Source organism: Geminicoccus roseus DSM 18922 (genome assembly GCF_000427665.1).
GTDB lineage: Bacteria > Pseudomonadota > Alphaproteobacteria > Geminicoccales > Geminicoccaceae > Geminicoccus > Geminicoccus roseus.
This window is the reverse complement of record NZ_KE386572.1, coordinates 3,160,521-3,185,477: the sequence shown is the minus strand read 5'-3', so window position 1 is coordinate 3,185,477 and position 24,957 is coordinate 3,160,521. Positions and strand designations below refer to the sequence as shown.

Annotated in this window: 34 protein-coding genes; 5 read left to right on the top strand and 29 right to left on the bottom strand. The window is 68.1% G+C overall.

Annotated elements, in window-relative coordinates; all coding sequences use genetic code 11:
* The first annotated feature begins 72 nt into the window (after positions 1-72).
* Complete coding sequence (locus GEMRO_RS0116030) at positions 73-1,035, top strand: GlxA family transcriptional regulator (protein ID WP_027134817.1); 963 nt, start codon at positions 73-75, stop codon at positions 1,033-1,035.
* An 8-nt stretch (positions 1,036-1,043) separates the two neighbouring features.
* Here the strand turns inward: GEMRO_RS0116030 and GEMRO_RS30010 are convergent, their stop codons facing one another.
* Positions 1,044-1,292: a sulfurtransferase TusA family protein gene (locus GEMRO_RS30010; RefSeq protein ID WP_035485440.1), complete on the bottom strand. Its 249-nt coding sequence runs from the start codon at positions 1,290-1,292 to the stop codon at positions 1,044-1,046.
* Between the two features lie 66 nt (positions 1,293-1,358).
* On the opposite strand from GEMRO_RS30010, the gene mobB reads away from it, so the two are divergent.
* From mobB to GEMRO_RS30000, 3 genes are all read left to right on the top strand, one after another.
* Positions 1,359-1,868, top strand: coding sequence for a molybdopterin-guanine dinucleotide biosynthesis protein B (gene mobB, locus GEMRO_RS0116020; RefSeq protein WP_322100043.1), 510 nt, complete (start codon positions 1,359-1,361; stop codon positions 1,866-1,868).
* Entirely contained in the window at positions 1,865-3,130 is a 1,266-nt protein-coding gene (locus GEMRO_RS30005; RefSeq protein WP_035485437.1) for a molybdopterin molybdotransferase MoeA, read from the top strand. Before mobB ends, GEMRO_RS30005 begins: the two co-directional genes overlap by 4 nt.
* Before the next feature lie 80 nt (positions 3,131-3,210).
* Entirely contained in the window at positions 3,211-4,095 is an 885-nt protein-coding gene (locus GEMRO_RS30000; RefSeq protein WP_051329125.1) for a VOC family protein, read from the top strand.
* Between the two features lie 22 nt (positions 4,096-4,117).
* On the opposite strand, the gene GEMRO_RS0116005 is transcribed toward GEMRO_RS30000, so the two are convergent.
* On the bottom strand, positions 4,118-5,011 hold the full coding sequence (locus tag GEMRO_RS0116005; RefSeq protein WP_027134814.1) for an alpha/beta fold hydrolase: 894 nt from the start codon (positions 5,009-5,011) through the stop codon (positions 4,118-4,120).
* Between the two features lie 266 nt (positions 5,012-5,277).
* On the opposite strand from GEMRO_RS0116005, the gene GEMRO_RS35990 reads away from it, so the two are divergent.
* A complete protein-coding gene (locus GEMRO_RS35990) occupies positions 5,278-5,520 on the top strand; it encodes a DUF1127 domain-containing protein (RefSeq protein WP_035485434.1) in 243 nt (80 codons plus the stop codon).
* 173 nt (positions 5,521-5,693) lie between these two features.
* On the opposite strand, the gene GEMRO_RS0115995 is transcribed toward GEMRO_RS35990, so the two are convergent.
* From GEMRO_RS0115995 to rplP, 27 genes are all read right to left on the bottom strand, one after another.
* A complete protein-coding gene (locus GEMRO_RS0115995; protein WP_027134813.1) occupies positions 5,694-6,356 on the bottom strand; it encodes a fumarylacetoacetate hydrolase family protein in 663 nt (220 codons plus the stop codon).
* A gap of 121 nt (positions 6,357-6,477) precedes the next feature.
* On the bottom strand, positions 6,478-8,472 hold the full coding sequence (locus tag GEMRO_RS0115990) for an acetyl-CoA carboxylase biotin carboxylase subunit (protein WP_027134812.1): 1,995 nt from the start codon (positions 8,470-8,472) through the stop codon (positions 6,478-6,480).
* A gap of 23 nt (positions 8,473-8,495) precedes the next feature.
* Positions 8,496-10,028 (bottom strand): acyl-CoA carboxylase subunit beta, encoded by a 1,533-nt coding sequence (locus GEMRO_RS0115985; protein WP_027134811.1) that lies wholly within the window; start codon positions 10,026-10,028, stop codon positions 8,496-8,498.
* 89 nt (positions 10,029-10,117) lie between these two features.
* The gene (locus tag GEMRO_RS0115980) at positions 10,118-10,825 is read right to left on the bottom strand and encodes an ATP12 family chaperone protein (RefSeq protein WP_027134810.1); all 708 of its coding nucleotides are present in this window, start codon (positions 10,823-10,825) and stop codon (positions 10,118-10,120) included.
* On the bottom strand, positions 10,822-11,478 hold the full coding sequence (locus GEMRO_RS34275; protein ID WP_035487361.1) for an HAD-IA family hydrolase: 657 nt from the start codon (positions 11,476-11,478) through the stop codon (positions 10,822-10,824). The genes GEMRO_RS0115980 and GEMRO_RS34275 overlap by 4 nt, the downstream gene beginning before the upstream one ends.
* On the bottom strand, positions 11,475-12,476 hold the full coding sequence (locus GEMRO_RS34270) for an RluA family pseudouridine synthase (RefSeq protein ID WP_051329124.1): 1,002 nt from the start codon (positions 12,474-12,476) through the stop codon (positions 11,475-11,477). The genes GEMRO_RS34275 and GEMRO_RS34270 overlap by 4 nt, the downstream gene beginning before the upstream one ends.
* Positions 12,473-13,807, bottom strand: a complete 1,335-nt coding sequence (locus GEMRO_RS29980; protein WP_051329123.1) for a replication-associated recombination protein A — start codon at positions 13,805-13,807, stop codon at positions 12,473-12,475. Before GEMRO_RS29980 ends, GEMRO_RS34270 begins: the two co-directional genes overlap by 4 nt.
* Positions 13,807-15,222, bottom strand: coding sequence for a Do family serine endopeptidase (locus tag GEMRO_RS0115960; RefSeq protein ID WP_027134809.1), 1,416 nt, complete (start codon positions 15,220-15,222; stop codon positions 13,807-13,809). Before GEMRO_RS0115960 ends, GEMRO_RS29980 begins: the two co-directional genes overlap by 1 nt.
* A 111-nt stretch (positions 15,223-15,333) precedes the next feature.
* The gene (rplQ, locus tag GEMRO_RS0115955) at positions 15,334-15,768 is read right to left on the bottom strand and encodes a 50S ribosomal protein L17 (protein ID WP_027134808.1); all 435 of its coding nucleotides are present in this window, start codon (positions 15,766-15,768) and stop codon (positions 15,334-15,336) included.
* Between the two features lie 75 nt (positions 15,769-15,843).
* Positions 15,844-16,860, bottom strand: a complete 1,017-nt coding sequence (locus GEMRO_RS0115950; RefSeq protein ID WP_027134807.1) for a DNA-directed RNA polymerase subunit alpha — start codon at positions 16,858-16,860, stop codon at positions 15,844-15,846.
* 90 nt (positions 16,861-16,950) lie between these two features.
* Complete coding sequence (gene rpsK / locus GEMRO_RS0115945; RefSeq protein ID WP_027134806.1) at positions 16,951-17,349, bottom strand: 30S ribosomal protein S11; 399 nt, start codon at positions 17,347-17,349, stop codon at positions 16,951-16,953.
* Positions 17,350-17,351: 2 nt separating this feature from the next.
* The gene (rpsM, locus tag GEMRO_RS0115940; protein WP_027134805.1) at positions 17,352-17,732 is read right to left on the bottom strand and encodes a 30S ribosomal protein S13; all 381 of its coding nucleotides are present in this window, start codon (positions 17,730-17,732) and stop codon (positions 17,352-17,354) included.
* A gap of 92 nt (positions 17,733-17,824) precedes the next feature.
* Entirely contained in the window at positions 17,825-18,547 is a 723-nt protein-coding gene (locus GEMRO_RS29975; RefSeq protein ID WP_084507030.1) for an adenylate kinase, read from the bottom strand.
* On the bottom strand, positions 18,547-19,899 hold the full coding sequence (gene secY / locus GEMRO_RS0115930; RefSeq protein ID WP_027134804.1) for a preprotein translocase subunit SecY: 1,353 nt from the start codon (positions 19,897-19,899) through the stop codon (positions 18,547-18,549). Before secY ends, GEMRO_RS29975 begins: the two co-directional genes overlap by 1 nt.
* A gap of 9 nt (positions 19,900-19,908) precedes the next feature.
* Entirely contained in the window at positions 19,909-20,391 is a 483-nt protein-coding gene (rplO, locus tag GEMRO_RS0115925; protein WP_027134803.1) for a 50S ribosomal protein L15, read from the bottom strand.
* Positions 20,392-20,396: 5 nt separating this feature from the next.
* Positions 20,397-20,600: a 50S ribosomal protein L30 gene (gene rpmD, locus GEMRO_RS0115920; RefSeq protein ID WP_027134802.1), complete on the bottom strand. Its 204-nt coding sequence runs from the start codon at positions 20,598-20,600 to the stop codon at positions 20,397-20,399.
* A gap of 5 nt (positions 20,601-20,605) precedes the next feature.
* Positions 20,606-21,163 (bottom strand): 30S ribosomal protein S5, encoded by a 558-nt coding sequence (rpsE, locus tag GEMRO_RS0115915; RefSeq protein ID WP_027134801.1) that lies wholly within the window; start codon positions 21,161-21,163, stop codon positions 20,606-20,608.
* Between the two features lie 20 nt (positions 21,164-21,183).
* The gene (gene rplR / locus GEMRO_RS0115910; RefSeq protein WP_035485428.1) at positions 21,184-21,546 is read right to left on the bottom strand and encodes a 50S ribosomal protein L18; all 363 of its coding nucleotides are present in this window, start codon (positions 21,544-21,546) and stop codon (positions 21,184-21,186) included.
* Between the two features lie 2 nt (positions 21,547-21,548).
* On the bottom strand, positions 21,549-22,082 hold the full coding sequence (gene rplF / locus GEMRO_RS0115905) for a 50S ribosomal protein L6 (protein WP_027134799.1): 534 nt from the start codon (positions 22,080-22,082) through the stop codon (positions 21,549-21,551).
* Between the two features lie 2 nt (positions 22,083-22,084).
* The gene (rpsH, locus tag GEMRO_RS0115900) at positions 22,085-22,483 is read right to left on the bottom strand and encodes a 30S ribosomal protein S8 (protein WP_027134798.1); all 399 of its coding nucleotides are present in this window, start codon (positions 22,481-22,483) and stop codon (positions 22,085-22,087) included.
* Positions 22,484-22,495: 12 nt separating this feature from the next.
* Entirely contained in the window at positions 22,496-22,801 is a 306-nt protein-coding gene (rpsN, locus tag GEMRO_RS0115895; RefSeq protein ID WP_027134797.1) for a 30S ribosomal protein S14, read from the bottom strand.
* Positions 22,802-22,820: 19 nt separating this feature from the next.
* Positions 22,821-23,360: a 50S ribosomal protein L5 gene (rplE, locus tag GEMRO_RS0115890; RefSeq protein WP_027134796.1), complete on the bottom strand. Its 540-nt coding sequence runs from the start codon at positions 23,358-23,360 to the stop codon at positions 22,821-22,823.
* A 7-nt stretch (positions 23,361-23,367) separates the two neighbouring features.
* A complete protein-coding gene (gene rplX / locus GEMRO_RS0115885) occupies positions 23,368-23,685 on the bottom strand; it encodes a 50S ribosomal protein L24 (RefSeq protein WP_027134795.1) in 318 nt (105 codons plus the stop codon).
* The gene (gene rplN, locus GEMRO_RS0115880; protein ID WP_027134794.1) at positions 23,685-24,053 is read right to left on the bottom strand and encodes a 50S ribosomal protein L14; all 369 of its coding nucleotides are present in this window, start codon (positions 24,051-24,053) and stop codon (positions 23,685-23,687) included. Before rplN ends, rplX begins: the two co-directional genes overlap by 1 nt.
* A gap of 11 nt (positions 24,054-24,064) precedes the next feature.
* Entirely contained in the window at positions 24,065-24,322 is a 258-nt protein-coding gene (rpsQ, locus tag GEMRO_RS0115875) for a 30S ribosomal protein S17 (RefSeq protein WP_027134793.1), read from the bottom strand.
* A gap of 11 nt (positions 24,323-24,333) precedes the next feature.
* The gene (gene rpmC / locus GEMRO_RS0115870; protein ID WP_027134792.1) at positions 24,334-24,540 is read right to left on the bottom strand and encodes a 50S ribosomal protein L29; all 207 of its coding nucleotides are present in this window, start codon (positions 24,538-24,540) and stop codon (positions 24,334-24,336) included.
* A 5-nt stretch (positions 24,541-24,545) separates the two neighbouring features.
* Positions 24,546-24,956 (bottom strand): 50S ribosomal protein L16, encoded by a 411-nt coding sequence (rplP, locus tag GEMRO_RS0115865; protein WP_027134791.1) that lies wholly within the window; start codon positions 24,954-24,956, stop codon positions 24,546-24,548.
* Between the last annotated feature and the right edge of the window lies 1 nt (position 24,957).

The following is a 24,957-nucleotide window of genomic DNA, read 5'->3' as shown; positions in this document are numbered from 1 at the left end:
TCGCGCTCGGACGTTGCCACGCGGATCAAGGATGGGTTTGACGAATCGGGCAATCTGCCTGAACTTTCCGGCATGCTGGACCCGACCTTTGTCACGGCGCCGGATACGGTGGGTTTCCTCCTGCTCGACCGGTTCTCGATGATGGCGTTCACCTCGGCGCTGGAGCCCTTGCGGGTGGCGAACCGGGTGGCTGGCCGCGAGCTGTATCGCTGGCGGATCTTCAGCCTGGACGGCCTGCCGGTCCGGGCGAGCAACGGGCTGATGGTGGTGGCGGACGAGCCGCTTTCGGCCTCGTCGCAGATGCGTTCCCTGCTGGTGGTGGCGAGCTTCGAGCCGGAGCGTCATGCGGCCGGACCGGCGGTGGCGCTGCTCCGCCGGCTGGCGCGGTTCGGGATCGCGATGGGTGCCCTGGACACCGGCGCCTGGCCCCTGGCCGCGGCCGGCCTGCTCGACCACCACCGGATCACCCTGCACTGGGAGGCGGCGCCGGCCTTCGCGGCGACCTTCCCCAAGGTCGAGCTCAGCCCGAGGCTCTACGAGATCGACCGCAACCGCTTCACCAGTGCCGGCGGAACCTCACCGTTCGACATGATGCTGCACCTGATCGGCCGCCGGCATGGCGAAACCCTGGTGCGCTCGATCACCGAGCAGCTGGTCGCGGCCACCTGGCGCGCCGGCGACCTGCCGCAACGGCCGACCCTGGCCAATCGGCTGGGCGTGCGCCATGCCCGCCTGGGCGAGGTGCTGGCGGCGATCGAGCTGGATCCTTCCGAGAGCTGGTCGCTGGCGGTCCTGGCCCGCCGCACCGGCATCTCGCCGCGCGCGCTCACCACGCTGTTCCGGCGCGAGACCGGCACCAGCCCCCACCGGTTCATCCTGCAGCTACGGCTGCTGAAGGCCCGGGACCAGCTCGCCGCCACCAGCCGCTCGATCCGCGACGTGGCGCTGGACTGCGGCTTTGCCAGCCTGGAGCATTTCAGCCGCAGCTTTCATCGCCAGTTCGGCACGCCGCCGAGCGCCTTGCGTCGGCGTTGACCGGCGCTTCAGCAGCGCTCCAGGAGAAAGCGGAACAGGCCAGGCTCCGGCTCGCTCGCTTCGAGCAGGAGATGGCCGCTGGTCTCGGCGAAGTCCGGGAAGTCGCGCCGTGCGGCCGGATCGGTCGCCAGCACTTCCAGCCGGGCACCGGCCGCCATGCCCTGCAGGAGCTTGCGGGCGCGCAGCACCGGCAGGGGGCAGGCCAGATGGCGCGCGTCAAGCTGCCTGGTCGCCGCCTGCCGCTCCGCCTCGCTCATCGTCGTGATCCTCGCCGTTCCCGCGAAGCGGTGCTACGCCGGGAGCCGGAGAAGGGCCAGAGGCGGATGATGCGTGTCTTCGGGATCGTCGGCTGGAAGAACAACGGCAAGACCACCCTGGTGGTCCACCTGGTCGAGCGGCTGATCGGCGCCGGCCTGCGGGTATCGACCATCAAGCATGCCCATCACGAGTGCGACGTCGACCGGCCTGGCAAGGACAGCTTCCGGCACCGCGAGGCCGGCGCCACCGAGGTGATGCTGGCGACCTCGCGACGCTGGATGCTGGTGCATGAGTTGCGCGACGAGCCGGAGCCGGAACTGGACGAGCTGCTGGCGAAGCTGGCGCCCGTCGATCTCGTGATCGTGGAGGGTTTCAAGCGGCACCAGCATCCCAAGATCGAGGTCCATCGCCAGGAGCGTGGCACACCCCTCCTGGCACTGGAGGACCAAAGCATCGTGGCGGTCGCCTCCGACGAGCCGATCCCCGGTTGCCCAGTCCCGGTGTTCGGCCTGGACGATGTCGAGACCGCGGCGGCGATCGTCCTGCGGGAACTGGAGCTGCGAGGCGTCGCATGAGCGGCGCCAATTCCTGCGAGGGCGGTTGCACCGCCGACGGCGGCCCCTCTCCGATCGGCTACGCCGAGGCCCTGCGCTGCTTCGAGCGGCGGGCGGTGCCGGTGCAGGGCACCGAGCGGGTGGCGCTGCAGCAGGCCCAGGGCCGCATCCTCGCCCAGGACATCGCAGCCCCGCGGGACGTGCCGGCCTTCGACAACGCCGCGGTCGACGGGGTCGCCTTCGCCTGGAGCGCCAGGCTGGAAGGCGGCGGGACGCTCGAACTGCTAAGCGGGCGCAGCGCCGCCGGCCATGCCTTTTCCGACGAGGTGAAGCCCGGCCATGCCGTCCGGATCCTGACCGGGGCGCCGCTGCCCGCCGGCACCGACACCGTGGCCGCGGTCGAGGCCTGCTCCTTTAGCGGCGGACAGGTCTCCATCCCGGAAGGCCTCAAGGCGGGGGCGAACCGGCGGATCCACGGCGAGGATGTTTCCACCGGCCGGCACCTGCTGGCACGCGGTGCCCGGCTCGGCCCCTGGGAGATCGCGGTGGCGGCTGCGCTGGGCCTGGGAGAAATCACCGTCCATCGCCGCCCGCGCGTGGCCCTGTTCTCCACCGGCGACGAACTGTTGCCTCCCGGAGCCGCATGGCGCAAGGCGGGCGTCTACGACACGAACCGCCCCCTGCTCCATGCCCTGCTGGCACAGCTTCCGGTCGACGTGCACGACCATGGCATCGTCGGCGACGACCGCGGGCGGATCGGGGCGACGCTCGACAAGAGCGATGGATGCGACCTTATCCTTGGCAGCGGCGGTGCCTCGCGGGGCGACGAGGATCATGTCGCCTCGCTGCTGGCTGAGCGGGGCAGCCTCGACTTCTGGCGGGTCGCGATGCGGCCCGGCCGTCCTTTGGCCCTGGGTTCGGTGGGCGATGCCGCCTGCGTCGCCCTGCCTGGCAACCCGGTCGCGGCAGCCTCATGCTTCCTGCGCTTCGTGCGCCCTCTCCTGCTCGCCTTGGCCGGTGCTGCCTGGCATGTGCCGCCCGGCCGGTCCCTTCCTGCCGCCTTCGCCATGGAAAAGAAGCAGGGCCGCACCGAGTTGCTGCGCTGCCGGGTCGTTCGGGACCAGGGAACGGAGATGCTGCAGCCGGTCACCCGCCAGGGCTCAGGCATGCTCAGCACCCTGCTGGAAGCTGACGGAATCGCGGAACTCGATGCCGATCGTGCTCAGGTCGCGCAGGGCGACGCGCTGACGTTTCTCTCCTGGCAGGAACTGGGATTGAGCTGAACAACCTTTGGTAGAGGTTGACGGCGAGTGGAATCGCTTCTCAACTGCAGCGTATGGCTCAATCCCGGGATCGTTCGGCCATGCCCCGTCCTGAGCTCGCGCTGGATCACGTCACGCTCCTGGTGCGCCGGCTGGATCGCACCGCCCAGGCGTTCGAGCGCATGGGGTTCGGACTGTCGGCCCAACTGTCGCACGAAGGCCAGCTCGAACCGGGCGGCCGGATCGTCGCCTGGGGCACCGCCGGACGCTGCATCACGCTGGACCACGGCTATCTCGAGCTGATGGCTGCCACCGGCGGCACGGAGTATGGCCAGGACGTGGCGCGCCGCGCGAAACGGCGGGAGGGCATCCATCTGGTGGCGTTCGGCACGCCCGACCTTTCGGACCTGCGCGCCGATCTCGGCCCGAACGTCCCCGGAATCGAGGCGCCGGTCTCGCTGGTGCGCGAGTGGCCGGCCGGCTCGGGCAGCCAGCCTGCCGCCTTCCGCATGGCCCATCTTGACGGCCGGGCTTGGCCCGAGGCCGACCTGGTCCTGATCGAGCACCGCTCCCGCGACGTGGTCTGGCATCCCAGCCGGCCGGTCCATGTCAACGGCGCCACGGCGCTGGCGTTCGTGGTGCTGGCGGTCCAGGACGTCGGCCGCAGCCGGGAGCGCTTCGCGCGGCTGCTGGGACCGGCTGCGGGCTCCACGTTTCGCTTGGGCGGCGGCGGCCGCCTCACCGTCACCGATCTCGTCGGCGTCGTCCGGCGCTATCCGGGCGCCGGGGTGGCCGAGGCACCGTTCCCCGCCGCCCTGGGCATCCGGGTCGCCGAGCTGCGACTGGTCGAGAGCATCCTGGTGCGTAACCAGGTCCCCCATCAGCGCACGCCCAACGACACGATCTGGGTCGGGCCGGCCGAGGCCGGTGGATGCATCATCGAGTTCGTGGCGGAGACGGTGCCAGGGCGCGAGCGGACCATCTGAGGCGGCATCGCCCGGATGGCCATCATCCTGCCGGGACGTGCTTCCCGAAGAACTCATCCAGAGCATGGATGGTCGGCCCTGGCTGCTCCTCGGGCAGGAAATGCCCGCATGGCAGCACCTGGCTTTCCACCGGCCCCGCCGCCTTGGGCGTCCAGGTCGCCGGCACGTCGAACAGGCGGTGCATCAGTCCGTGCTCGCCCCAGAGCACCAGGAGCGGGCAGGCGATCCTGGCGTTCTCGTCGGCCCGGTCGTGCTCCAGGTCGATCGTCGCCCCGGCCCGGTAGTCCTCGCAGGTCGCGTGGACGACGCCCGGCTCACGGAACGCATCGACATAGGCGGCGACCGCCTCGGGAGCGAACGCCTTGAGGCCGCTGCCCGACCAGCGCTCCAGCTTGCTCCGCACCCAGAATTCCGGGTCGATCCCGATCATCCGCTCCGGCAGCGGCGCCTTCTGGATCAGGAAGAACCAGTGGTAGTAGCCTGTTGCCAGAGCCTGATCGGTCGCCTCGAACACGGTGCGAGTCGGCACGATGTCCAGGACGGTGGCCGCCGTGACGGCGGCGGGATGGTCCAGGCACATCCGGTGCAGGACTCTGCCGCCCCGGTCGTGCCCCGCCGCGGCGAAGCGATCGAATCCCAAGCCTGCCATCACGGCCACCATGTCGGCCGCCATCGCCCGCTTGGAATAGGTTGAATGGTCCCAACTGCCCATGGGGGTGCTGGAGGCGCCGTAGCCGCGCAGGTCGGGACAGACCACGGTGAAGCGCTCGGCCAGATGGGGTGCCACCTGGTGCCACATCACATGAGTCTGGGGGTAGCCGTGCAGCAGGAGGAGCGGCGGACCCGATCCGCCGATCCGCACGAAGATCTCGGCGCCGCCGCCGGCGACGCGCCATTTCTCGAAGCCCTCGAGCATCGCTGATCTCCCGTCGCTGTGCGCCTAGGACGCTGTCAGGGGAGATGGTCGCGATGCGCCCGGGCGGCGAGTCCCTCCGGCACTTGGGGCCGACGTCGCGCGATCATGACGGGATCTCCACCCAGCATGCAGCACCATCCAAGCTGCATTGCACAAACGGTGGTTCCTGAATGCCCGCTTCTTGCCCATATCCGCTCTTGTGCAGTGCATCATGCAGACACCGGGAGCCGGCGATCGCGGATGCACCAATGAAGTAGTGTACCGCCATGTCGATCGAATTCATCAACCCTTACAGCGTGCTTGCGACCACTGCGGTGGCCTCCTGGCAGCTGCGCAACGCCTCCAAGGCGCCTGCGAGCGAGGGTCTGCTGGAGACCGTCAAGCGCTGGTGGCTCTATCGTCAGACCATGAACGAGCTGTCGCGTCTCACCGACCGCGAGCTCCACGACATCGGGGTCATGCGCTCCGAATTGGAAAGCGTGGCGACGAAGGCGGCTGCCGGCCGTTGACCGGACGCGGAGACCATCCGGTCTCCGCCGAGTTTCCGACCGCCTCCCTGGAGGCATGGGACGGTCCTGTTCGCGTGGAAGTTCCCGCGGAGGCCCCGGACCCCCTGAACGATCGAAGGCCGAAGGGGTCGCCCCTTCGGCCTTCTCGATTCTGACCTGGAGCGTCGGGCAGGTCAGCCAGCCACGGGGCCAATCACGAAGCCGGCACCGCCGATCCCGTCTATGGACACCTCGACCTTGTCGCCGATCGCCAGCGGCCCCACCCCGGCCGGCGTGCCGGTCATGATCAGGTCGCCCGCCAGCAGCCGGTCGTAGCGCGACAATTCGGCCACGATCTCGTCCACGCTCCAGATCATCTCGGCCAGATCTCCGGACTGGCGGATCTCGCCATTGACCTTCAGCACGATCCGGCCGGCGCGGGGGTGGCCGACTTCCGCCGGGGCATGCAGCGTCCCGATCGGCGCGGCGCCGATCCAGGACTTGGCCATGGCCCAGGGCCGTGCCTGCTTCTTGGCGACCGCCTGCAGGTCGCGGCGGGTCAGGTCGATCCCGACCGCGTAGCCGGCAATGTGGGAGCGCGCCGCGTCCACCGAGATCCCGGCCCCGTCACGCCCGATCGCGACGACCAGTTCGACCTCGTGGTGCAGGTCGCCGGTCATCGGCGGGTAGGGCACCTCCGGGCCCAGGACCAGGGCTTCTGCCGACTTGGCGAAGAAGAAGGGCGGCTCGCGCTCGTCGTGGCCCATCTCCTTGGCGTGCTCGGCATAGTTGCGGCCGACGCAGAAGACCCGGCGCACCTGGAGCGCGCCGCCCGTGGCGAAAGGAAGGCTGTTCATGGAACGATCCCGCTGGTCATCCGCCCCGGGCCGGGCCGCTTCGCGGCGGGCTCGGGGGCGGATGGATGTATGCAATCCTTAGCGCCGCCTGCCGCTGGCACCAAGCCGGCGGCAGGCGGCCTCAGCCGGTGCTGCCGAAGGTCATCAGCACCTGGTCGGCCGCCACGGCGTCGCCCGGCTTCGCATCGAGCGTCTCGATGATCCCGTCGCGCTCCGCGCGCAGCACGTTCTCCATCTTCATGGCTTCGAGCACGCACAGTTCCTGGCCGGCCTTGACCTCCTGCCCCAGTTCCACCGCCACCGACACGATCAGGCCCGGCATGGGCGACACCAGAAACCTGGAAAGGTCCGGCGGGATCTTCTTGGGCATCCGCGCCGCGTATTCCGCGGCCTTGCGGGTGCGGATCACCGCGGTCACCTGGGCGCCCCGGTGGGTCAGCAGGTAGCCTTCCGCCCGCCGGTCGACCTGGACCAGCCGAACGCGACCGCCGATCTCGACCCGGGCCAGCAGGCGGCCCGGCTTCCAGTCCAGCTGCAGCGGCACCGGGCGGGTGCCGACCATGATCACCGGGCTGGAGCCGGCGCCGGGCTCGATCGTCAGGTCGAACGGCTCGTCGTCCAGCGTCACCAGCCAGGACGCCACGTGCGGCGGTATCCAGCCATGCATCTTGCCGCTGCCGGCCATGGCGCGCTCCGCCTCGACCACCCGCATCGCCAGGGCGACCGCCGCGAGTTCCTCCTTCGCCTCGGCAGCGAGCGCGCAGCCCTCGAACCGCTCGCCATACTCCTCGGCGATGAAGTTGGTGGTGAGCCGCCCTTCCAGGAAGCGCGGATGGGTGATCAGCGAGGTCAGGAAGGCGATGTTGTGGCTCAGGCCGCGGATGACATAGGCGTCCAGGGCGTCGGCCAGCCGCTCTGCCGCCATGGTGCGGTCGGGCGCATAGGCGCAGAGCTTGGCGATCATCGGATCGTAGAACATCGAGACGTCCAGGCCCTCGGCGACGCCGGTGTCGACGCGGATGCCCTTGCCCTCCGGCGCCTGGTAGCGCCGCAGGCGGCCGGTCGAGGGCAGGAAACCGCGGGACGGGTCTTCCGCATAGACACGGGCCTCGATCGCCCAGCCGGAGAGCGTCACGTCCTCCTGGCGCAGCGTGAGCCGCTCGCCGTCCGCGATCCGGATCATCCACTCCACCAGGTCCTGCCCGGTGACGAGTTCGGTCACCGGATGCTCGACCTGCAGGCGGGTGTTCATTTCCAGAAAATAGAAGTTGCGCTGGGCGTCGACGATGAACTCGACGGTGCCGGCGGAGTGGTAGCCAACCGCCTCGGCCAGGGCCACCGCCTGGGCGCCCATCGCCTGCCGGGTGGCCTCGTCCAGGAAGGGCGACGGCGCCTCCTCGATCACCTTCTGGTGGCGGCGCTGGATCGAGCATTCTCGCTCGCCCAGATGGATGACATGGCCATGCCGATCGCCCAGCACCTGGATCTCGATGTGCCGGGGCTGCTCGATGTATTTTTCCAGGAAGACCCGGTCGTCGCCGAACGAGGAGCGCGCCTCTGAGCGGGCCCGCTCCAGCCCCTCGGTCAGCGACGGGTCGTCATGGGCGATGCGCATGCCCTTGCCGCCGCCGCCCGCCGCCGCCTTGACCATGACCGGATAGCCGATGCTCCGGGCGATCCGCAGCGCCTCCTCCGGGTCGGAAACCGGCTCGACATGGCCCGGCACCACCGAGACGCCGGCCTTCCTCGCCAGGATCTTGCTCTCGATCTTGTCGCCCATCGCCTGCACGGCGTTCATCGGCGGGCCGATGAACACGATCCCCGCGGCATCCAGCGCGGTGGCGAAGGCGGCGTTCTCCGAAAGAAACCCGTAGCCCGGATGGACGGCCTCGGCGCCGGTCTGCCGGCAGGCCGCGATGATCTTGTCGATCACCAGATAGCTGTCGCGGGCGGCCGCCGGCCCGATCGGCACCGCCTCGTCGGCCATCCGGACGTGCAGCGCCTGGGCATCCGCTTCCGAATACACGGCGACCGTGGCGATCCCCAGCTTTCGGCAGGTGCGGATCACCCGGCAGGCGATCTCGCCGCGGTTGGCGATCAGGATCTTCTTGAACATCGTGGTTGTTTCCCGCGGCAGGATCAGAGCGGAATGTTGGCGTGCTTCTTCCACGGGTTGGAGAGCTGCTTGCCGTCCAGCCAACGCAGCGACTTGGCGATCCGCCGCCGCGTCCCGTGCGGCATGATGATGTCGTCGACAAAGCCGCGCTTGGCCGCCACGAACGGGTTGGCAAAGCGCTCCCGGTACTCCTCGGTCCGCGCCTCGATCGCCTCGCCGTTGCCGGCGTCCTGGCGGAAGATGATCTCCACTGCCCCCTTGGGGCCCATCACCGCGATCTCGGCAGTGGGCCAGGCGAAATTCACGTCGCCGCGCAGATGCTTGGAGCTCATCACGTCGTAGGCCCCGCCATAGGCCTTGCGGGTGATCAGGGTGACCTTGGGCACCGTGGCCTCGGCGAACGCGAACAGGAGCTTCGCGCCATGCTTGATGATCCCGCCATATTCCTGTCCGACGCCGGGCAGGAAGCCCGGCACGTCGACCAGCGTGACCAGCGGGATATTGAAGCAGTCGCAGAAGCGCACGAACCGAGCCGCCTTGACGGAGGCCGCGATGTCCAGGCAGCCGGCCAGCACCATCGGCTGGTTGGCGACGATCCCGACGGTGCGCCCCTCGATCCGGGCGAAGCCGGTGATGATGTTCTTCGCGTAGTCCTTCTGCAGCTCGAAGAAGTCCGCCTCGTCGACGATCTTCTCGATCAGCTCCATCATGTCGTAGGGCTGGTTCGAATTGGCGGGGATCAGCGTGTCGAGCGAGGGATCGTCCCGGTCGATCGGATCGTCGCAGGGCCGCTCGGGCGGCTTCTCGCGGTTGTTGAGCGGCAGGAAGTCGAAGAAGCGGCGCAGCTCGTGCAGCGCCTGGATGTCATGGTCGAACGCCAGGTCGGCCACGCCCGACTTCCCGGTATGGGTCCCGGCCCCGCCCAGCTCCTCGGCGGTCACCACCTCGTTGGTAACGGTCTTCACCACGTCCGGCCCGGTCACGAACATGTAGGAGCTGTCGCGGACCATGAAGATGAAGTCGGTCATCGCCGGGGAATAGACCGCCCCACCCGCGCACGGGCCCATGATCACCGAGATCTGCGGCACGACCCCGGACGCCAGCACGTTCTTCTGGAACACGTCGGCATAGCCGGCGAGCGACGCCACGCCTTCCTGGATCCGAGCACCACCGCTGTCGTTGATGCCGATCACCGGGGCGCCGACCTTCACGGCACGGTCCATGATCTTGCAGATCTTCTCGGCATGCGCCTCGGAGAGGGCGCCGCCGAACACGGTGAAATCCTGGCTGAACACGAACACCAGGCGGCCGTTGATGGTGCCCTGCCCGGTCACCACCCCGTCGCCCGGGATGCGCATCTCGTCCATGCCGAAATCGACGCAACGGTGCTCGACGAACATGTCGGTCTCTTCGAACGACCCCTGGTCGAGCAGGAGCTCGATGCGCTCGCGCGCGGTCAGCTTGCCGCGCTTGTGCTGGTTGCGTACCCGCTTCTCGCCACCGCCCTGCCGCGCGGCCTCGCGCTTGCTCTCGAGCTGCTCGATGATCGTCTGCACCGTCATCCCCTGCCAGCGGCCTCGCCCGTTCCGGCCTGCCTGGGTCGGTACTACCCAGATCGATCGGCGGCGGCGAGGCGTCTTGTAGCTCACATGCCCACAGGCGGTGCCAGAGCCGTCACGAACTGTCCAATGGCTTCGAGGTCCGCGCGCAGGGCTACATGGCGCCGGGTGACCTCCGGGTCCTCGCCCCACTGCTCGACCTGGTAGAGGCTATCCAGTTCCGCCACCAGGAACGCCTCGTCCGCCGGCAGCACCGCTTCCACCATCGCTAGGCCCAGGACCAGGGAGCCCGTGGCGGTCACCGCGGCATGCAGGGCCACCAGCCGCCAGGGGTCGAGGCCGCGCACGACCCGGTCCAGCCGCTCCTGCGCCTGCGGCGCCACCTCCTGGGGCAGCATGGTCTGGAACACCGGCAGCCGGACGTCGAACGCCCGCTCCAGCCAGTCGAGCCAGGGCTGCCAGACCTCGTCCTGCCGCCGCACCAGGTCGGATGGGCTGCTGGCGCGGTAGCAGAGCATGTCGGTGCCGACATAGTCCATCACCTGGAGAACCGCCGGCTCCTGGCGTTCCGGCAGGAGGTCGACCACGGTGGTGGCGAGCCTGGTCAGCCGCATGGCTGGCACCTGCAGTTCCTCCCCCTGCAGGTCCCACTCGATCGCGATCGCCTGGGCGAGCGCCAGGGTCGGCACGTGCAGGACCCGCCGCATCGGGGTCCGGATCGGCTTGCCGTCGAGCAGGACCTGCCAGTTCCCGTCGACGGCTGCGGTCGTGACGTTCTTGTAGAAGCGCTTCATGCAAGTCCCAGGATCGGGTGGAGCTCGTCCGCGCCGTGGACCACATGCGCGGCTCCGGCCTCCACCAGCCGCGCCACCGGGTGGTTGCCCCAGGCGACGCCGACCGGCAATGCGCCGGCCGCCTTGGCCATCAGCACGTCGAAGGCGGTATCGCCGATCACCACGGTGTCGGACGCCTGGACCCCGGTCTCCTCCAGCGCCTGCAGCACCATGGCCGGATGCGGCTTGGATGGGTGGCGGCAGGCGGTCTGGAAGGTCACGAAGCGGTCGGCCAGCTCGTGATGGGCCAGGATCGAATCCAGGCCGCGCCGGCTGTTCCCGGTGACGATTCCCAGGAGGGTCGACGGCTCTTCCGCCAGGCGGTCGAGCAGATCGAGGATGCCTGGGAACAGCGGCTCGGCATGCACGCCGCTGGCGCGGTACTTCCAGTAGTGCTGGCCGAACGCCCGGGCGATCTCGGCGCGGCCCGCGTCCGACATGGCCGGGCGCCAGAACTCCATGCATTCCGCAACCGACAACCCGATCGCGGCCCGCAGGGTGATCTCGTCGGGTGGTACTTCGCCGAACTCCGTGAACGCGTCCTCGGCCGCCGCCACGATCAGCGCGCCGCTGTCGACGAGCGTCCCGTCGCAGTCGAACAGGACCAGCTTCACCGGCGGTCCTCCGGCCAGTCGTCGAGGCGGGCGAAGCGCGGCAGCTCCCGGCCCAGGCCCATCCAGTCGAACGCCGCGCGGATCGGCTTGTCCGGCTCGGCGGTCAGCCGCAGGCGGCCGCCGTCGGGATGGGGCAGGTCCAGCTCCCGCGCATGCAGCGCCAGCCCGGACGGCGCCCCGGTCGGATGGGCAGCCTTGCCGCCATACTTGCCGTCGCCCAGGATCGGGAAGCCCGAGAGCGCGCAGTGCGCGCGCAGCTGGTGGGTGCGCCCGGTGAGTGGCAGGAGGCCCAGCCAGGCCGCGACCTTGGCGTTGGCATCGACCACCCGGAAGCCGGTGCGCGCGTAGCGGGCTTCCTCGCTTTCGCTGGCGGTCATCTTCTCGTGCCCTGCCCCGCCGCTCTTCTCGAGCGCCAGGTCGATGACGCCCTCGTCGCGCTTGGGCCGGCCGATCACCACCGCCCAGTAGAGCTTGCGCACCTTGTGCTGCTGGAAGGCGAAGGTGAGCGACCGGGCCGCAGCGGCGGTTTTGGCCAGCACCAGCACCCCAGACGTGTCGCGGTCGAGACGGTGGACCAGCTTCGGCTTGTCGCCGTGGCGGTCGGCAAACGCCTGCATCAGGCCGTCGACGTGGCGGGTGGTGCCGGTGCCGCCCTGCACCGCCAAGCCTGCCGGCTTGGCGATGGCGATCAGCGCGTCGTCCTCGTGGATCACCAGACTGCGCAGCATCGCGGTGTCGCGCTCGGAGACGCGCTGCTCCGGCTTGACCGGCAGGAGCGGCACGTCGGGTGCCAGCGGAAGCGGAGGAACGCGCACCACCTGCCCGGGCGTCAGCCGGGCGGCAGCGTCGATCCGCTTGCCGTCCAGGCGGAACTGGCCGGTGCGCAGGAGCTTCTGCATCTGCCCGAAGCCCAGGTCCGGGAAATGGACCTTGCACCAGCGATCGAAACGCCAGTCCGCCTCGGCCCGGGCGATGGTCCTCTGCTCGACGCCGCTCATGGCTGGCGATCCTTCTCACGTTCCAGGCGCAACCGGTCCAGCCGGTCCAGGCGCTCGGCAATCCGCGCTTCGATCCCTTCGGCCGTCGGCCGGTAGAACGACGGTCGCGACATGCCGTCGGGAAAATAGTTCTGCCCGGAGAAGCGGTCCGGGGCGTCGTGATCGTAGTCGTAGTCCCGCCCGTAACCCAGTTCCTTCATGAGCCGGGTGGGCGCATTGAGAATGGTGGCGGGCGGCATCAGCGAGCCGGTTTCCTTGGCTGCCGCGCGGGCCGCCTTATAGGCCAGGTAGACCGCGTTCGACTTCGGCGCCGCCGCCAGATACACGACCGCCTGCGCCAGGGCCAGTTCGCCTTCCGGGCTGCCCAGGCGCTCAAAGGTGGTGGCGGCCGCCAGCGCCTGCTCGACCGCACGAGGATCAGCCAGCCCGATATCCTCGACCGCCATCCTCACGATCCGGCGCGCCAGGAAGCGCGGGTCCTCCCCTCCCTCGAGCATCCGGCAGAACCAGTAGAGCGCCGCATCCGGATCCGAGCCGCGCACCGATTTGTGCAGGGCGCTGATCAGGTTGTAGTGGCTCTCCTGGGCCCGGTCGTAGAGCGGCATCCGCCGCTGCAGCGTGCGGCCGAGCGCTTCGGGATCGAGATCAGGCTCGGGCGGCAGGTCCGCCAGGGCTTCGACCAGGTTGAGGAGGTAGCGGCCATCGCCATCCGCCATCTCGGCCAGGCGCGCCCGGGCCGGCGCGCTGAGCGGCAGGCGGCGTCCCAGCGCCGCCTCGGCCCGGCTGATCAGGCCATTCAGGGCCGGTGCGTCCAGGCGATGCAGCACCAGGACCTGGCAGCGCGACAGGAGGGCGGGAACCAGGGCAAAGGAGGGGTTCTCGGTGGTGGCGCCCACCAGGGTGACGGTGCCGTCCTCGACCTCGTGGAGCAGGCCGTCCTGCTGGGCGCGGTTGTAGCGGTGGATCTCGTCGATGAAGAGCAGCGGATGGCGTCCGGAGCCGCGCAGCTTGCGGGCATCCTCGAAGCTCTTGCGCAGGTCGGCTACGCCCGACATCACCGCGGAAAGCTCCAGCAGCGGCTCGCCCGTCGCATCGGCCAGGATCCGGGCGAGCGTGGTCTTGCCGCAGCCGGGTGGCCCCCACAGGATCATCGACTGCAGCCGCCCCTTCGCCAGCATCCGGGCGAGCGGCGCCTCCGCGGCGAACAGATGCTCCTGCCCGACCATCTCCTCGACCCGCGCCGGCCGCAGGCGATCGGCCAGCGGCCGGTCGGCCTCCTCGCGCCGCCGGCGCTTACCCGTGGCCGGAGGCGTCTCACCGAACAGGTCCATCAGCCGGTCACCCGGAACTGGTAGAGGCGCCCACCGCTCTTGACCGCCAGCCCGAACGGGCGGCCGCGCCTGGGCAGGGCCTCCTCGAGTTCGTCCACGCTGCGCACCTCCCTGCCATCGATCCCCACGATCACGTCGCCCACCTCCAGGTTCATGTAGGCGGCCCTGGAGCGGCGCCGGACCTCGACCACCACCACGCCCGTGTCGAACGGGTCCAGCCCGTGCCGCTCGTTGAAGCCGGGGGACATGTTGGCGACCGTGGCGCCGCCCAAGGCATCCTCCGGCCCGAAGGTGGTGAGATCCGGTGCGGGGCGCTCCGGTGCCGCCGCGCGGGGCACGTCCAGATGGATCTGCTCCTCGCGACGCAGCACCACGAGGCTGGCGGGCGTGCCCAGGGGGCGCAGCGCCATCCGGTAGCCGAAGCTCGCCGGGTCATCCACCGGCGCGCCATCCACCGACAGGATCACGTCGCCGGTCAGGAGGCGCGCCTCGGCGGCAGCACTGTCCGGCCAGATCCGGCCGACCAGCACGCCGCGCGGGCTTTGCATGCCCAGGCTCTCGGCGATCCCGACATCGACGCTCTGCAGGTCGGCGCCGAGCCAGGGGCGCGAGATTTCCTGGTTGCCGGACACCGCGCCCTGCAGCCGCACCCGCACCAGGTCGGCCGGAATGGCGAACCCGATCCCGATCGACCCGCCCGAGCGCGAGAAGATCGCGGTGTTGATGCCGACCAGCTGGCCGTCCAGGTCGACCAGCGCCCCTCCGGAGTTGCCCGGATTGATCGCCGCATCGGTCTGGATGAACGACACGTCGCGCTCCAGCCCTTCCGCAGACCGGTTGGTGGCCGACACGATTCCGGACGTGACCGTCTGGCCAATCCCGAACGGATTGCCGACCGCCAGGACCAGATCACCCACTTCCAGCGCATCCGAGCTGGCGAGTTGCAGGGTCGGCAGGGTCTCGTTGCCCGGATCGATCTTGAGGAAGGCCAAGTCGGCACGCTCGTCGCGCGACAGGAGTTCCGCCTGGAACGACCGCCGGTCGGACAGGATGACTGTGATCTGGTCGGCGCCCTCGATCACGTGGTTGTTGGTCACCACCACCCCGTCGCCGCGCAGGATCACGCCGGAGCCCAGGGAGTTCTCGACCCGCCGTTCGGCCGGAGCGCGCCCGCGGTTCTGGCCGAAAAAGAACTCCAGCAGCGGATCGTTCAGGAACGGCCGGTTGGCGCCTGCCACGTCGCGCGAAGTCTGGATGTTGACCACTGCCGGCACCACCGCCCGGACCACCGGCGCGAAGCTCAGCCGGACCTGCGCCTGGGAGGCCGGAACCTGGCGTTCCTGTGCCTGAAGCGGCGCCCAGAGGAGCAGCAGGACGAGGCCGATCACCGACGGCAAGGCGACGAGGCTGCGCATCCGCGAGCTCCGTTGGTGGGCTGGAAACGACGAAGGGCCGGACGTCGCCGCCCGGCCCTCTTCGATATGGTCGTTCGACCGGCGATCGAGAAGCCAAAAGGCTCCGCCGGATCAGGCCGCCGCGGCGACCGCCTCGTTCTCGTCCTCGCGCACCTGGACCGGACCGCTGTCCTTGCCCTTGGCGTCGATGTCGCGGTCGACGAACTCGATCACCGCCACCGGCGCGTTGTCGCCGTAGCGAAAGCCAGCCTTGAGGATCCGGACATAGCCGCCCGGACGGTTGCTGTAGCGCGGGCCCAGCACCTCGACGAGCTTCTTCGCCGCCGCCTCGCTGCGCGTGCGCGCGATCAGCAGACGACGGGCGGCCAGATCGCCCTTGCGGGCGAGCGTGACCATCTTCTCGACGATCGGCCGCAGCTCCTTGGCCTTCGGCAGGGTCGTCACGATCTGCTCGTGCTTGACCAGGGCGCTCACCAGGTTGGCGAACATCGCCTGCCGGTGGGAGCTGTCGCGGCTGAACGCCCGACCGCGTACACGATGACGCATGATGACCTTCCGACTTCAACCAGCGGCCAAGGGGCCGCGCCTAAGCTACATTCAGCACCGAGGTCCGAAAGAACCTCAGAACGGTTCCTCGACCTTGCGGGCCAGTTCTTCGATGTTTTCCGGCGGCCAGCCGGGCACTTCCATGCCCAGGTGCAGACCCATCTGGGCCAGCACTTCCTTGATCTCGTTCAGGGACTTGCGACCGAAGTTCGGCGTACGCAGCATCTCGGCCTCGGTCTTCTGGACCAGATCGCCGATATACACGATGTTGTCGTTCTTCAGGCAGTTCGCCGAGCGGACCGAAAGCTCCAGCTCGTCGACCTTGCGCAGCAGGTTCGGGTTGAACGGCAGGTCGCGCTTGACCTCGCCCGCCCCGTGGGCCTGCGGCTCCTCGAAGTTGATGAACAGCTGCAGCTGATCCTGGAGGATCCGCGCGGCCAGCGCCAGCGCATCCTCCGGGCTGACCGAGCCGTCGGTCTCCAGCTGCAGGGTCAGACGGTCGTAGTCGGTCTGCTGGCCGACACGGCTGTTGTCGACCTTGTAGGCGACCTTGCGCACCGGGCTGTAGATCGCGTCGATGGCGATCAGGCCGATCGGCGCGTCCTCGGCCTTGTTCAGATGCGCCGCCACGTAGCCCTTGCCGGTCTGCACGGTGAGCTCGACCGAGAACTTGCCGCCCTGGTCGACGTGGCAGATCACATGGTCCGGGTCCATGATCTCGACGTCATGGGGCGTCTCGATCATGCCGGCGGTGACCACCGCCGGACCCTCGACCTTCAGGTAGCAGCGCTTCGGCGTCTCGCCATGGCCGCGGATCCCGATGGTCTTCAGGTTCAGGACGATGTCGGTGACGTCCTCGCGGACGCCGGGAATGGCGGCGAACTCGTGCAGCACACCGTCGATCTGGACCGAGGTGATCGCGGCGCCCTGGAGCGACGACAGGAGGACACGACGCAGCGCGTTGCCGATGGTGATGCCGAAACCGCGCTCGAGCGGCTCCACGACCACCGTGGCTTCACGATCCGGGCGCCGGCCGACCTGAATGTCGAGCTTCTGGGGCTTGATCAGCTCATGCCAGTTCCGTTGGATCACGGGATGCCTCTCAGGAACGACGATCGATCGAAAGAACGGGTCCCGGGTGCCGAAGCACACCGAGACCCGTCCCAGCGGATAGAGATGAGGTCAGACGCGCCGACGCTTGCGCGGGCGGCAGCCATTGTGCGGGATCGGCGTGACGTCGCGGATCGTGCTGACCACCAGACCAGCCGCCTGCAGCGCACGCAGCGCCGACTCGCGGCCGGAGCCCGGACCACGCACCTGGACCTCGACGGTCTTCATGCCGTGCTCCATGGCCTTGCGCGCCGCCAGCTCCGCCGCGACCTGCGCCGCGAACGGGGTGGACTTGCGCGAGCCCTTGAAGCCCTGCGCACCAGCCGACGACCAGGCAATCGCGTTGCCCTGCGCATCGGTGATGGTGATCATCGTGTTGTTGAACGTCGCGCTCACATGCGCCACGCCCGACGTGATGTTCTTCCGCTCGCGGCGCTTGATGCGCGAGCCGGCGTCCTTGCCAGTAGCCATGATTACTTCTTCGTCGCTTTCTTCTTGCCGGCGATGGCCCGGGCCGGGCCCTTGCGGGTGCGGGCGTTGGTGTGCGTCCGCTGGCCGTGCACCGGCAGGCCACGGCGATGGCGCAGGCCGCGATAGCAGCCCAGGTCCATCAGCCGCTTGATGTTCATCGCGACATCGCGACGAAGATCACCCTCGACCTTGAACTGGCGATCGATCGCCTCACGGATCTTCACGAGCTCCGCGTCGCTCAGATCGTTGATCCGCCGGCTATGGTCGATCTGCACTTCGTCGAGAATCAACCGGGAGCTGTGCGGCCCGATCCCAAAGATATAAGTCAGCGCAACCCAGGCCTGTTTGCCACTGGGCAGGTTCACACCTGCGATACGAGCCACCGATCGCTCCCCTTCAAACGCAACGCGCGATCGCATCGCCACCGGTCGGTAGCGACAAAAGTGCGCGGATCATAAGAACCGTTACAAGACTGTCAAGCGTTACCGGCTCCGGACGAGCCTGCTTTTTCAGCAGACCCGCCTGCGGGTCCGGACGCGGTTTCCGTCGCCAGCGGCTCCAGGACCGCCGCAATCGCGGCCGTCACCTCACCGATCGGCGCCATGCCGTCGACCGTGTGCAGATTGCCGCGCTGCCGGTAGTACGGCAGGAGCGGCGCGGTCTGCGCGTCATACGCCTCGAGCCGAGCCGCCACCGTCTCGGCATTGTCGTCCTTGCGGCGCACGAACTCCGTGCTGCCGCACACGTCGCAGACGCCCGGCACCTTGGGCTTCTTGAACGTGTCGTGATAGCCGGCCCCGCAATTCGCGCAGGCATACCGGCCAGAAATCCGTTCGACCAGGGCGGCCTGGTCCACCTGGAACTCGATCACCGCATCAATGCGGAGATCGCGCTCCGCCAGCATGCGGTCGAGCGCCTCGGCCTGGTCGGTGGTCCGCGGGAAGCCGTCCAGGATGAAGCCGCCGGCGCAGTCGGGCTGGTCGATCCGCTCCGCGACGATGGCGTTGATCACGTCGTCGGAGACGAGCTTGCCCGCCTCCATGATCGCCTTGGCCTGCCGGCCGACCTCGGTCCCGTTGGCGACCGCCGCGCGCAGCATGTCGCCCGTGGAGAGCTGCGGGATGCTGAACCGGTCCCGGATCCACGCCGCCTGAGTTCCCTTGCCGGCACCGGGGGGACCGAGAAGAATAACCCGCATCAACGTCTCCCGACCGGACCGCGCAACCGTGCCTTCTTGATCAGCCCTTCATACTGATGGGCGATCAGGTGCGACTGGATCTGTCCGACCGTGTCCATCGTCACCGACACCACGATCAGCAGGCTGGTCCCGCCAAAATAGAACGGCACGGCGTATTGCGAGATCAGGATCTCGGGCAGCACGCAGACCGCCGCCAGGTACGCCGCACCCACCACGGTCAGCCGCGTGAGCACGTATTCGAGGTAGGCCGCGGTCCGCTCGCCCGGGCGCACGCCCGGGATGAACCCGCCCTGCTTGCGCAGGTTCTCCGCCGTCTCCTTCGGGTTGAAGACGATCGACGTGTAGAAGAACGCGAAGAACACGATCAGCGCGACATACAGGAAGATGTGGACCGGATGGCCGCGTCCCATCATCGCGTTCAGCTCGATCAGCCACGGATGGCTGGTGTTCGCGTCGATGAAGCTGCTGAACGTCGCCGGGAGCAACAGGAGCGAGCTCGCGAAGATCGCCGGGATCACGCCCGAGGTGTTGACCTTGAGCGGAAGATGCGAGCTCTCGCCGCCGAACACCCGGTTACCCTGCTGGCGCTTGGGGTACTGGACCAGCACCCGGCGCTGGGCGCGCTCCATGAACACGATCGCCGTGATCACCGCCAGCATCAGCACGATCAGCAGGATGATGAACCCAGCCGAGATCGCCCCGGTCCGCCCGAGCTCGAGCGTGCTGGCGAGGGCTGCCGGCAGCGAGGCCACGATGCCGACGAAGATGATCAGCGAGATGCCATTGCCGATCCCGCGCGCGGTGATCTGCTCGCCCAGCCACATCAGGAACATCGTGCCGCCCACGATGGTGATCACCGTGGAGAGGCGGAAGAACCAGCCGGGGTCGATGACCGCGCTGCCGAACCCGCTGGAGGTGCCTTCCAGGCCGATCGCAAGCCCGTAGGCCTGGAACGAGCAGAGCACCACCGTCAGGTAGCGGGTGTACTGGTTGATCTTCTTGCGACCGCTCTCGCCCTCCTTCTTGAGGGCCTCCATGGTCGGCGACACCGCGGTCATCAGCTGCAGGATGATCGAGGCGGAGATGTAGGGCAGGATGCCGAGCGCGAAGATCGACATGCGCTCGAGCGCGCCGCCCGCGAACACGTTGAACATGCCGACGATGCCGCCGGCCTGGCTCTGGAAGATCTGCGCCATGGCGGCGTGATCGATGCCCGGCAGCGGCACGTAGGTGCCGAGCCGGTACACGATCAGCGCACCCAGGGTGAACCACAGGCGCTTTTTGAGCTCGGTCGCCTTGGCGAAAGCACCGAAATTGACGTTCGCCGCAAGCTGCTCGGCGACCGAGGCCATGGTTCTTCCTTACTCGGACGCGGCGACGGGGCCGCCGATCACGTTCACCTTGCCGCCCGCCTTCTCGACCGCCTCGACGGCCGAGGCGGAGGCGCCGACAACCTCGATCGTCAGGGCAGCCTGCAGGCTGCCGCGACCGAGCAGGCGGATGCCGTCGCGCGGGTTGCCGACCAGGCCGGCAGCGACCAGCGCCGCGGCGTCGACCGGCTGCGCCGTGTCAATGCGGCCGGCGTCCACCGCCTTCTGCAGCGAATCCAGGTTCACCACGACATAGTCGGCGCGGAAGATGTTGTTGAAGCCGCGCTTCGGCAGACGCCGATACAGCGGCATCTGGCCACCCTCGAAATAGGCAGGCTTGCCACCGCCGGCGCGAGCCTTCGCACCCTTGTGACCCTTACCCGAGGTCTTGCCGAGGCCCGACCCCATACCACGCCCGAGCCGCTTGCGCGGCCCGCGCGCCCCGGGATTGTCCCGGAGTTCGTTCAGCTTCATGACTCTCAGCCCTTGGCCGTCTCGGCACCGTCGAGAGTCTCGAACACCACCAGGTGCTTGACCTTCTCGACCCGACCGCGCGTGGCCGGGTTATCGGCCAGGACGCGGGTACGGTGCAACTTGTTCAGACCCAGGCCGACCAGCGTCTCGCGCTGGTCCTTGCGTCGCCCGATCGGGCTCTTCACCTGGGTGACCTTGATCGTGCCCATGGTCGTCACTCCGCCTTCGGCTCGATCGCCTCGCGGCGGCCGATCAGGTCGGAGACCTTCTTGCCGCGCTTGGCCGCGACCGCCCGCGGGCTCGCCACCGTGGTCAGCGCCGCAAACGTGGCCTTGACCATGTTGTGCGGGTTTGAGGTGCCGAGCGACTTGGCGACCACGTCGCCAATGCCCAGAGCCTCGAACACCATGCGCATCGGGCCGCCGGCGATCACGCCGGTACCAGGAGGAGCCGAGCGCAGCAGGACCCGGCCGGCACCGAAGTGGCCGATCGTGTCATGATGCAGCGTACGACCCTGGCGCAACGGCACCCGGATCAGCCCCTTCTTCGCAGCCTCGGTCGCCTTGCGCACCGCTTCCGGCACTTCGCGTGCCTTGCCGCTGCCATAGCCGACCCGGCCCTTGCCGTCGCCCACGACCACCAGCGCCGAGAAGCCGAAACGACGGCCACCCTTCACCACCTTCGCCACACGATTGATGCTGACGAGCCGGTCCATGAACTCGGACTCGCCGCGATCCCTGTCGTTGCGATCATCACCGCGCTGACGCGCCATTTCCGTCCTCCCGCGATGGATCAGAACGACAGGCCGCCCTCGCGGGCGCCGTCGGCCAGAGCCTTCACACGACCGTGGTACTGATAACCACCACGATCGAACACTACCGTATCGATACCGGCCGCCTTGGCGCGCTCGGCGAGCAGCAAGCCGACCCGCTTGGCCGCCTCGCTGTCCGCACCGGTCTTCAGCTCGCCGCGCAACGTCGGCTCGATCGTCGAGGCTGCCGCCACCGTCACGCCCCTCAGGTCGTCGATGACCTGGGCGTAGATGTGGCAGCTCGACCGGAACACCGACAGCCGGGCACGGCCGGAAGCCCGCTGCCGGATCGCGAAGCGAACCCGACGCCGGCGACGCTCGAAGCGCTCGTCCACCTTCACCATGGTTACTTCTTCTTGCCTTCTTTGCGACGGATCGTCTCGCCGGCGTACTTCACGCCCTTGCCCTTGTAGGGCTCCGGCAGGCGGAACGCGCGGATCTCGGAAGCGAGCTGCCCGACCTTCTGCTTGTCGGCGCCGCTGATCTGGATCGAGGTCGGGGTGTCGACCACGACCTTGATCTCCTTCGGCACCGCGTACTTGATGTCGTGGCTGTAGCCGAGCTGCAGGTTCAGGATCGAGCCGTCCAGCGCCGCGCGGTAACCCACGCCGCTGATCTCCAGCTTCTCCGTGAACCCTTCCGACACGCCCTTGACCAGGTTCGCGACGACCGAGCGGGAGGTGCCCCATAGCGAGCGGCCCTGGCGGTCCATCTCGCGCGGGAGCACGGTGATCGCGCCGTTCTCGTAGGTCGCGGAAACCGCGTCGTGCAGGACCGCCGACAGCTCGCCGAGCTTGCCCTTGGCCTTGATGGTCTGGCCTTCCACCGTCACGGTGGTGCCAGCCGGTACGGAGACCGGGTGCTTGCCGATACGGGACATGGTCAGAACACCAGGCACAAGATCTCGCCGCCGACATGCGCCGCCCGAGCTTCCGCGTCGGACATCACACCCCGGGGCGTCGAGACGATCGCGATGCCCAGGCCATTATAAATGGTCGGCAGATCGCGCACGCCGGCATAGACGCGGCGACCGGGCTTGCTCACCCGCTTCAGCTCGCGGATGACCGGCTCGCCGTTGTGGTACTTCAGCTCGACGCTGATCGAGCGCTTTCCAGGCGCCTGCTCTACCTCACCGAAGCCGCGAATATAGCCTTCGCGCTTCAGGACCTCGAGCACGCGCACGTGCATCGTCGACTTCGGCGCGAGGACGGCACCCTTGGCGGCCAGCTGGCCGTTGCGGATGCGCGTCAACAAGTCACCGAGCGGATCGGACATCGCCATTCCGCGGACCCCTTACCAGCTCGACTTGACCATCCCGGGGATCTGCCCCGTGGATGCCAAGTCCCGCAATGCGATACGAGAAAGACCGAGCTTCCGGTAAAAGGCACGCGGCCTGCCGGTCATCTCGCAACGGTTGCGAACACGGACCTTGGATCCGTTCCGCGGCAGTTCGGCCAGCTTCAGCACGGCTTCGAACCGGTCGCCGTCGTCGATGTCCTTCTGCTTGATGATCGCCTTCAACTCAGCGCGCTTGGCGGCCTGCTTCGCCACCAGCTCGCGACGCTGGTTGTTCTTCTCAACTGAACTCTTCTTCGCCACGACGATATCCTTGTTCAGATCACTTCGTGAAGGGCATGCTGAATGCCGCGAGGAGCGCCTTGGCCTCCTCGTTCGTCTTCGCGGTGGTGCAGAAGATGATATCCATGCCGCGGTTCTCGTCGACTTCGTCGAACGAGATCTCCGGGAAGATGATCTGCTCCTTCAGGCCCATGGCATAGTTGCCCCGGCCGTCGAAGCTCTTCGGCGACACACCACGGAAGTCGCGGATCCGCGGCATCGCGATGTTGATCAGGCGATCGAGGAATTCGTACATGCGCTCGCGCCGCAAGGTCACCTTGCAGCCGATGTTCATGCCCTCGCGCAGCTTGAAGTTCGCCACCGACTTGCGCGCCTTGGTCATCACCGGCTTCTGGCCGGCGATCTTGGTCAGCTGCGCCACCGCGTTGGTGAGCTTCTTGGTGTCCTGCGTAGCCTTGCCGACCGCCATGTTGATGACGATCTTGTCCAGCTTCGGAACCTGCATCGGGTTCTTGTAGCCGAACTGTTCGACGAGAGCGGCCCGGACGGTGTTCTCGTACTGTGTCTTCAGACGTGCCATCACCGCCTCACCGGTCGAGCAGCTCGCCGGTCCGCTTGGAAAAGCGGACCTTGCGGCCGTCTTCGAGGAACTTGAACCCGACGCGGGTGGCCTTGCCGTCGGACGGATCGACCAGCGCGACATTGCTCGCGTCGATCGAAGCTTCCTTCTCGACAATGCCGCTCTCGCGCATGCCGGTCGACTTGGTGTGGCGTTTCACCACCGCCACGCCCTGGACGACCACGCGGCCTTCCTTCGGGTCCACCTTCAGGATCTCGCCCTGGCGGCCCTTGTCGCGACCAGTGAGAACGACGACCTTGTCGCCCTTCTTGACCTTGGCTGCCATCACAACACCTCGGGCGCGAGGGAGATGATCTTCATGAACTTACGGGCACGCAGCTCGCGGGTCACAGGCCCGAAGATGCGGGTGCCGATCGGCTCACCCTGCTTGTTGATGAGGACGGCCGCGTTGCGGTCGAAACGGATCGCCGACCCGTCGGGCCGCGACACTTCCTTTGCCGTCCGGACGACAACGGCCATGGCCACGTCGCCCTTCTTTACCTTGCCGCGCGGTATGGCGTCCTTGATGGCGACGACGATGACGTCGCCAACAGAACCCCACCTACGATGCGAGCCACCCAGTACACGAATGCACTGGACCCGACGCGCTCCCGAGTTGTCGGCAACATCGAGATCGGTCTCGGGCATGATCATGATTTAGATCCTCACGCCTCTGCAGCCGGAGCCGCTGCGTCCTCGACCAGCACTTCCCAACGCTTGCGCGCCGAAAGGGGCCGGCACTCACGGATCATGACAGTATCGCCGATCTTGAATCGGTTCGACTCGTCGTGAGCCATGTATTTCTTGGTGCTCTTGATGTACTTTTTATAGAGCGGGTGCATCACCTGCCGCTCGACCTTGACCACGACGGTCTTGTCGGCGACGTCACTGACCACCTGCCCATGCAGTACGCGACGCGGCATCGCTTATCTCCTCAGGCGCCGGTCTTAGCCGAGACGGCCTGCTCGCGCAGAACCGTCTTGACCCGCGCAATGTCCTTGCGGACCTCGCGAATCCGGGCCGTCCCTTCCAGCTGCCCGGTCGCCTTCTGAAAGCGCAGGTTGAACTGCTCCTTCTTCAGGCCCAGCAGCCGGTCGATCAGAGCCTTGCGGCCTTCATTACGAATTTCCGAAGCGTTCATCGCTCTCAGAGCTCCCGCTGCACGAAGCGGGCCTTGATCGGCAGCTTCGCAGCACCCAGGGCGATCGCGGCTTCGGCCAGCTCAGGGGCGACACCGTCGATCTCGAACATGATCCGGCCAGGCTTCACCCGGGCCACCCAGCGATCCACCGACCCCTTGCCCGAGCCCATGCGGACTTCGGCAGGCTTGGAGGTGACCGGCACATCCGGGAAGATCCGGATCCACACGCGGCCGGCACGCTTGAGGTGACGGGTGATGGCGCGGCGGGCCGATTCGATCTGCCGGGCGGTGATCCGCGCCGGCTCGACCGCCTTCAGGCCGAACGCGCCGAAGTTGAGCTCCGCTCCGCCCTTGGCCAGGCCGTGGATACGGCCCTTGAACGCCTTGCGGTACTTGGTTCTCTTAGGCTGCAACATT

What these genes read in the sequence shown, in the direction of transcription:
- rplP (WP_027134791.1), bottom strand. Translation starts at nt 24,956, where the DNA reads ATGTTGCAGCCTAAGAGAACCAAGTACCGCAAGGCGTTCAAGGGCCGT.
- rplR (WP_035485428.1), bottom strand. Translation starts at nt 21,546, where the DNA reads ATGGTGAAGGTGGACGAGCGCTTCGAGCGTCGCCGGCGTCGGGTTCGC.
- rpsQ (WP_027134793.1), bottom strand. Translation starts at nt 24,322, where the DNA reads ATGCCGCGTCGCGTACTGCATGGGCAGGTGGTCAGTGACGTCGCCGAC.
- rpsE (WP_027134801.1), bottom strand. Translation starts at nt 21,163, where the DNA reads ATGGCGCGTCAGCGCGGTGATGATCGCAACGACAGGGATCGCGGCGAG.
- GEMRO_RS30005 (WP_035485437.1), top strand. Translation starts at nt 1,865, where the DNA reads ATGAGCGGCGCCAATTCCTGCGAGGGCGGTTGCACCGCCGACGGCGGC.
- GEMRO_RS34270 (WP_051329124.1), bottom strand. Translation starts at nt 12,476, where the DNA reads ATGAGCGGCGTCGAGCAGAGGACCATCGCCCGGGCCGAGGCGGACTGG.
- rplO (WP_027134803.1), bottom strand. Translation starts at nt 20,391, where the DNA reads ATGAAGCTGAACGAACTCCGGGACAATCCCGGGGCGCGCGGGCCGCGC.
- rplN (WP_027134794.1), bottom strand. Translation starts at nt 24,053, where the DNA reads ATGATCATGCCCGAGACCGATCTCGATGTTGCCGACAACTCGGGAGCG.
- secY (WP_027134804.1), bottom strand. Translation starts at nt 19,899, where the DNA reads ATGGCCTCGGTCGCCGAGCAGCTTGCGGCGAACGTCAATTTCGGTGCT.
- rplX (WP_027134795.1), bottom strand. Translation starts at nt 23,685, where the DNA reads ATGGCAGCCAAGGTCAAGAAGGGCGACAAGGTCGTCGTTCTCACTGGT.
- GEMRO_RS0116005 (WP_027134814.1), bottom strand. Translation starts at nt 5,011, where the DNA reads ATGCTCGAGGGCTTCGAGAAATGGCGCGTCGCCGGCGGCGGCGCCGAG.
- GEMRO_RS0115990 (WP_027134812.1), bottom strand. Translation starts at nt 8,472, where the DNA reads ATGTTCAAGAAGATCCTGATCGCCAACCGCGGCGAGATCGCCTGCCGG.
- GEMRO_RS30010 (WP_035485440.1), bottom strand. Translation starts at nt 1,292, where the DNA reads ATGAGCGAGGCGGAGCGGCAGGCGGCGACCAGGCAGCTTGACGCGCGC.
- rplQ (WP_027134808.1), bottom strand. Translation starts at nt 15,768, where the DNA reads ATGCGTCATCGTGTACGCGGTCGGGCGTTCAGCCGCGACAGCTCCCAC.
- GEMRO_RS35990 (WP_035485434.1), top strand. Translation starts at nt 5,278, where the DNA reads ATGTCGATCGAATTCATCAACCCTTACAGCGTGCTTGCGACCACTGCG.
- rpsH (WP_027134798.1), bottom strand. Translation starts at nt 22,483, where the DNA reads ATGGCGATGTCCGATCCGCTCGGTGACTTGTTGACGCGCATCCGCAAC.
- GEMRO_RS0115995 (WP_027134813.1), bottom strand. Translation starts at nt 6,356, where the DNA reads ATGAACAGCCTTCCTTTCGCCACGGGCGGCGCGCTCCAGGTGCGCCGG.
- rpmD (WP_027134802.1), bottom strand. Translation starts at nt 20,600, where the DNA reads ATGGGCACGATCAAGGTCACCCAGGTGAAGAGCCCGATCGGGCGACGC.
- GEMRO_RS29975 (WP_084507030.1), bottom strand. Translation starts at nt 18,547, where the DNA reads ATGCGGGTTATTCTTCTCGGTCCCCCCGGTGCCGGCAAGGGAACTCAG.
- rpsK (WP_027134806.1), bottom strand. Translation starts at nt 17,349, where the DNA reads ATGGCTACTGGCAAGGACGCCGGCTCGCGCATCAAGCGCCGCGAGCGG.
- rpmC (WP_027134792.1), bottom strand. Translation starts at nt 24,540, where the DNA reads ATGAACGCTTCGGAAATTCGTAATGAAGGCCGCAAGGCTCTGATCGAC.
- rplE (WP_027134796.1), bottom strand. Translation starts at nt 23,360, where the DNA reads ATGGCACGTCTGAAGACACAGTACGAGAACACCGTCCGGGCCGCTCTC.
- GEMRO_RS29980 (WP_051329123.1), bottom strand. Translation starts at nt 13,807, where the DNA reads ATGGACCTGTTCGGTGAGACGCCTCCGGCCACGGGTAAGCGCCGGCGG.
- GEMRO_RS30000 (WP_051329125.1), top strand. Translation starts at nt 3,211, where the DNA reads ATGCCCCGTCCTGAGCTCGCGCTGGATCACGTCACGCTCCTGGTGCGC.
- GEMRO_RS0116030 (WP_027134817.1), top strand. Translation starts at nt 73, where the DNA reads ATGCTGGACCCGACCTTTGTCACGGCGCCGGATACGGTGGGTTTCCTC.
- mobB (WP_322100043.1), top strand. Translation starts at nt 1,359, where the DNA reads ATGATGCGTGTCTTCGGGATCGTCGGCTGGAAGAACAACGGCAAGACC.
- GEMRO_RS0115980 (WP_027134810.1), bottom strand. Translation starts at nt 10,825, where the DNA reads ATGAAGCGCTTCTACAAGAACGTCACGACCGCAGCCGTCGACGGGAAC.
- rplF (WP_027134799.1), bottom strand. Translation starts at nt 22,082, where the DNA reads ATGTCCCGTATCGGCAAGCACCCGGTCTCCGTACCGGCTGGCACCACC.
- GEMRO_RS0115960 (WP_027134809.1), bottom strand. Translation starts at nt 15,222, where the DNA reads ATGCGCAGCCTCGTCGCCTTGCCGTCGGTGATCGGCCTCGTCCTGCTG.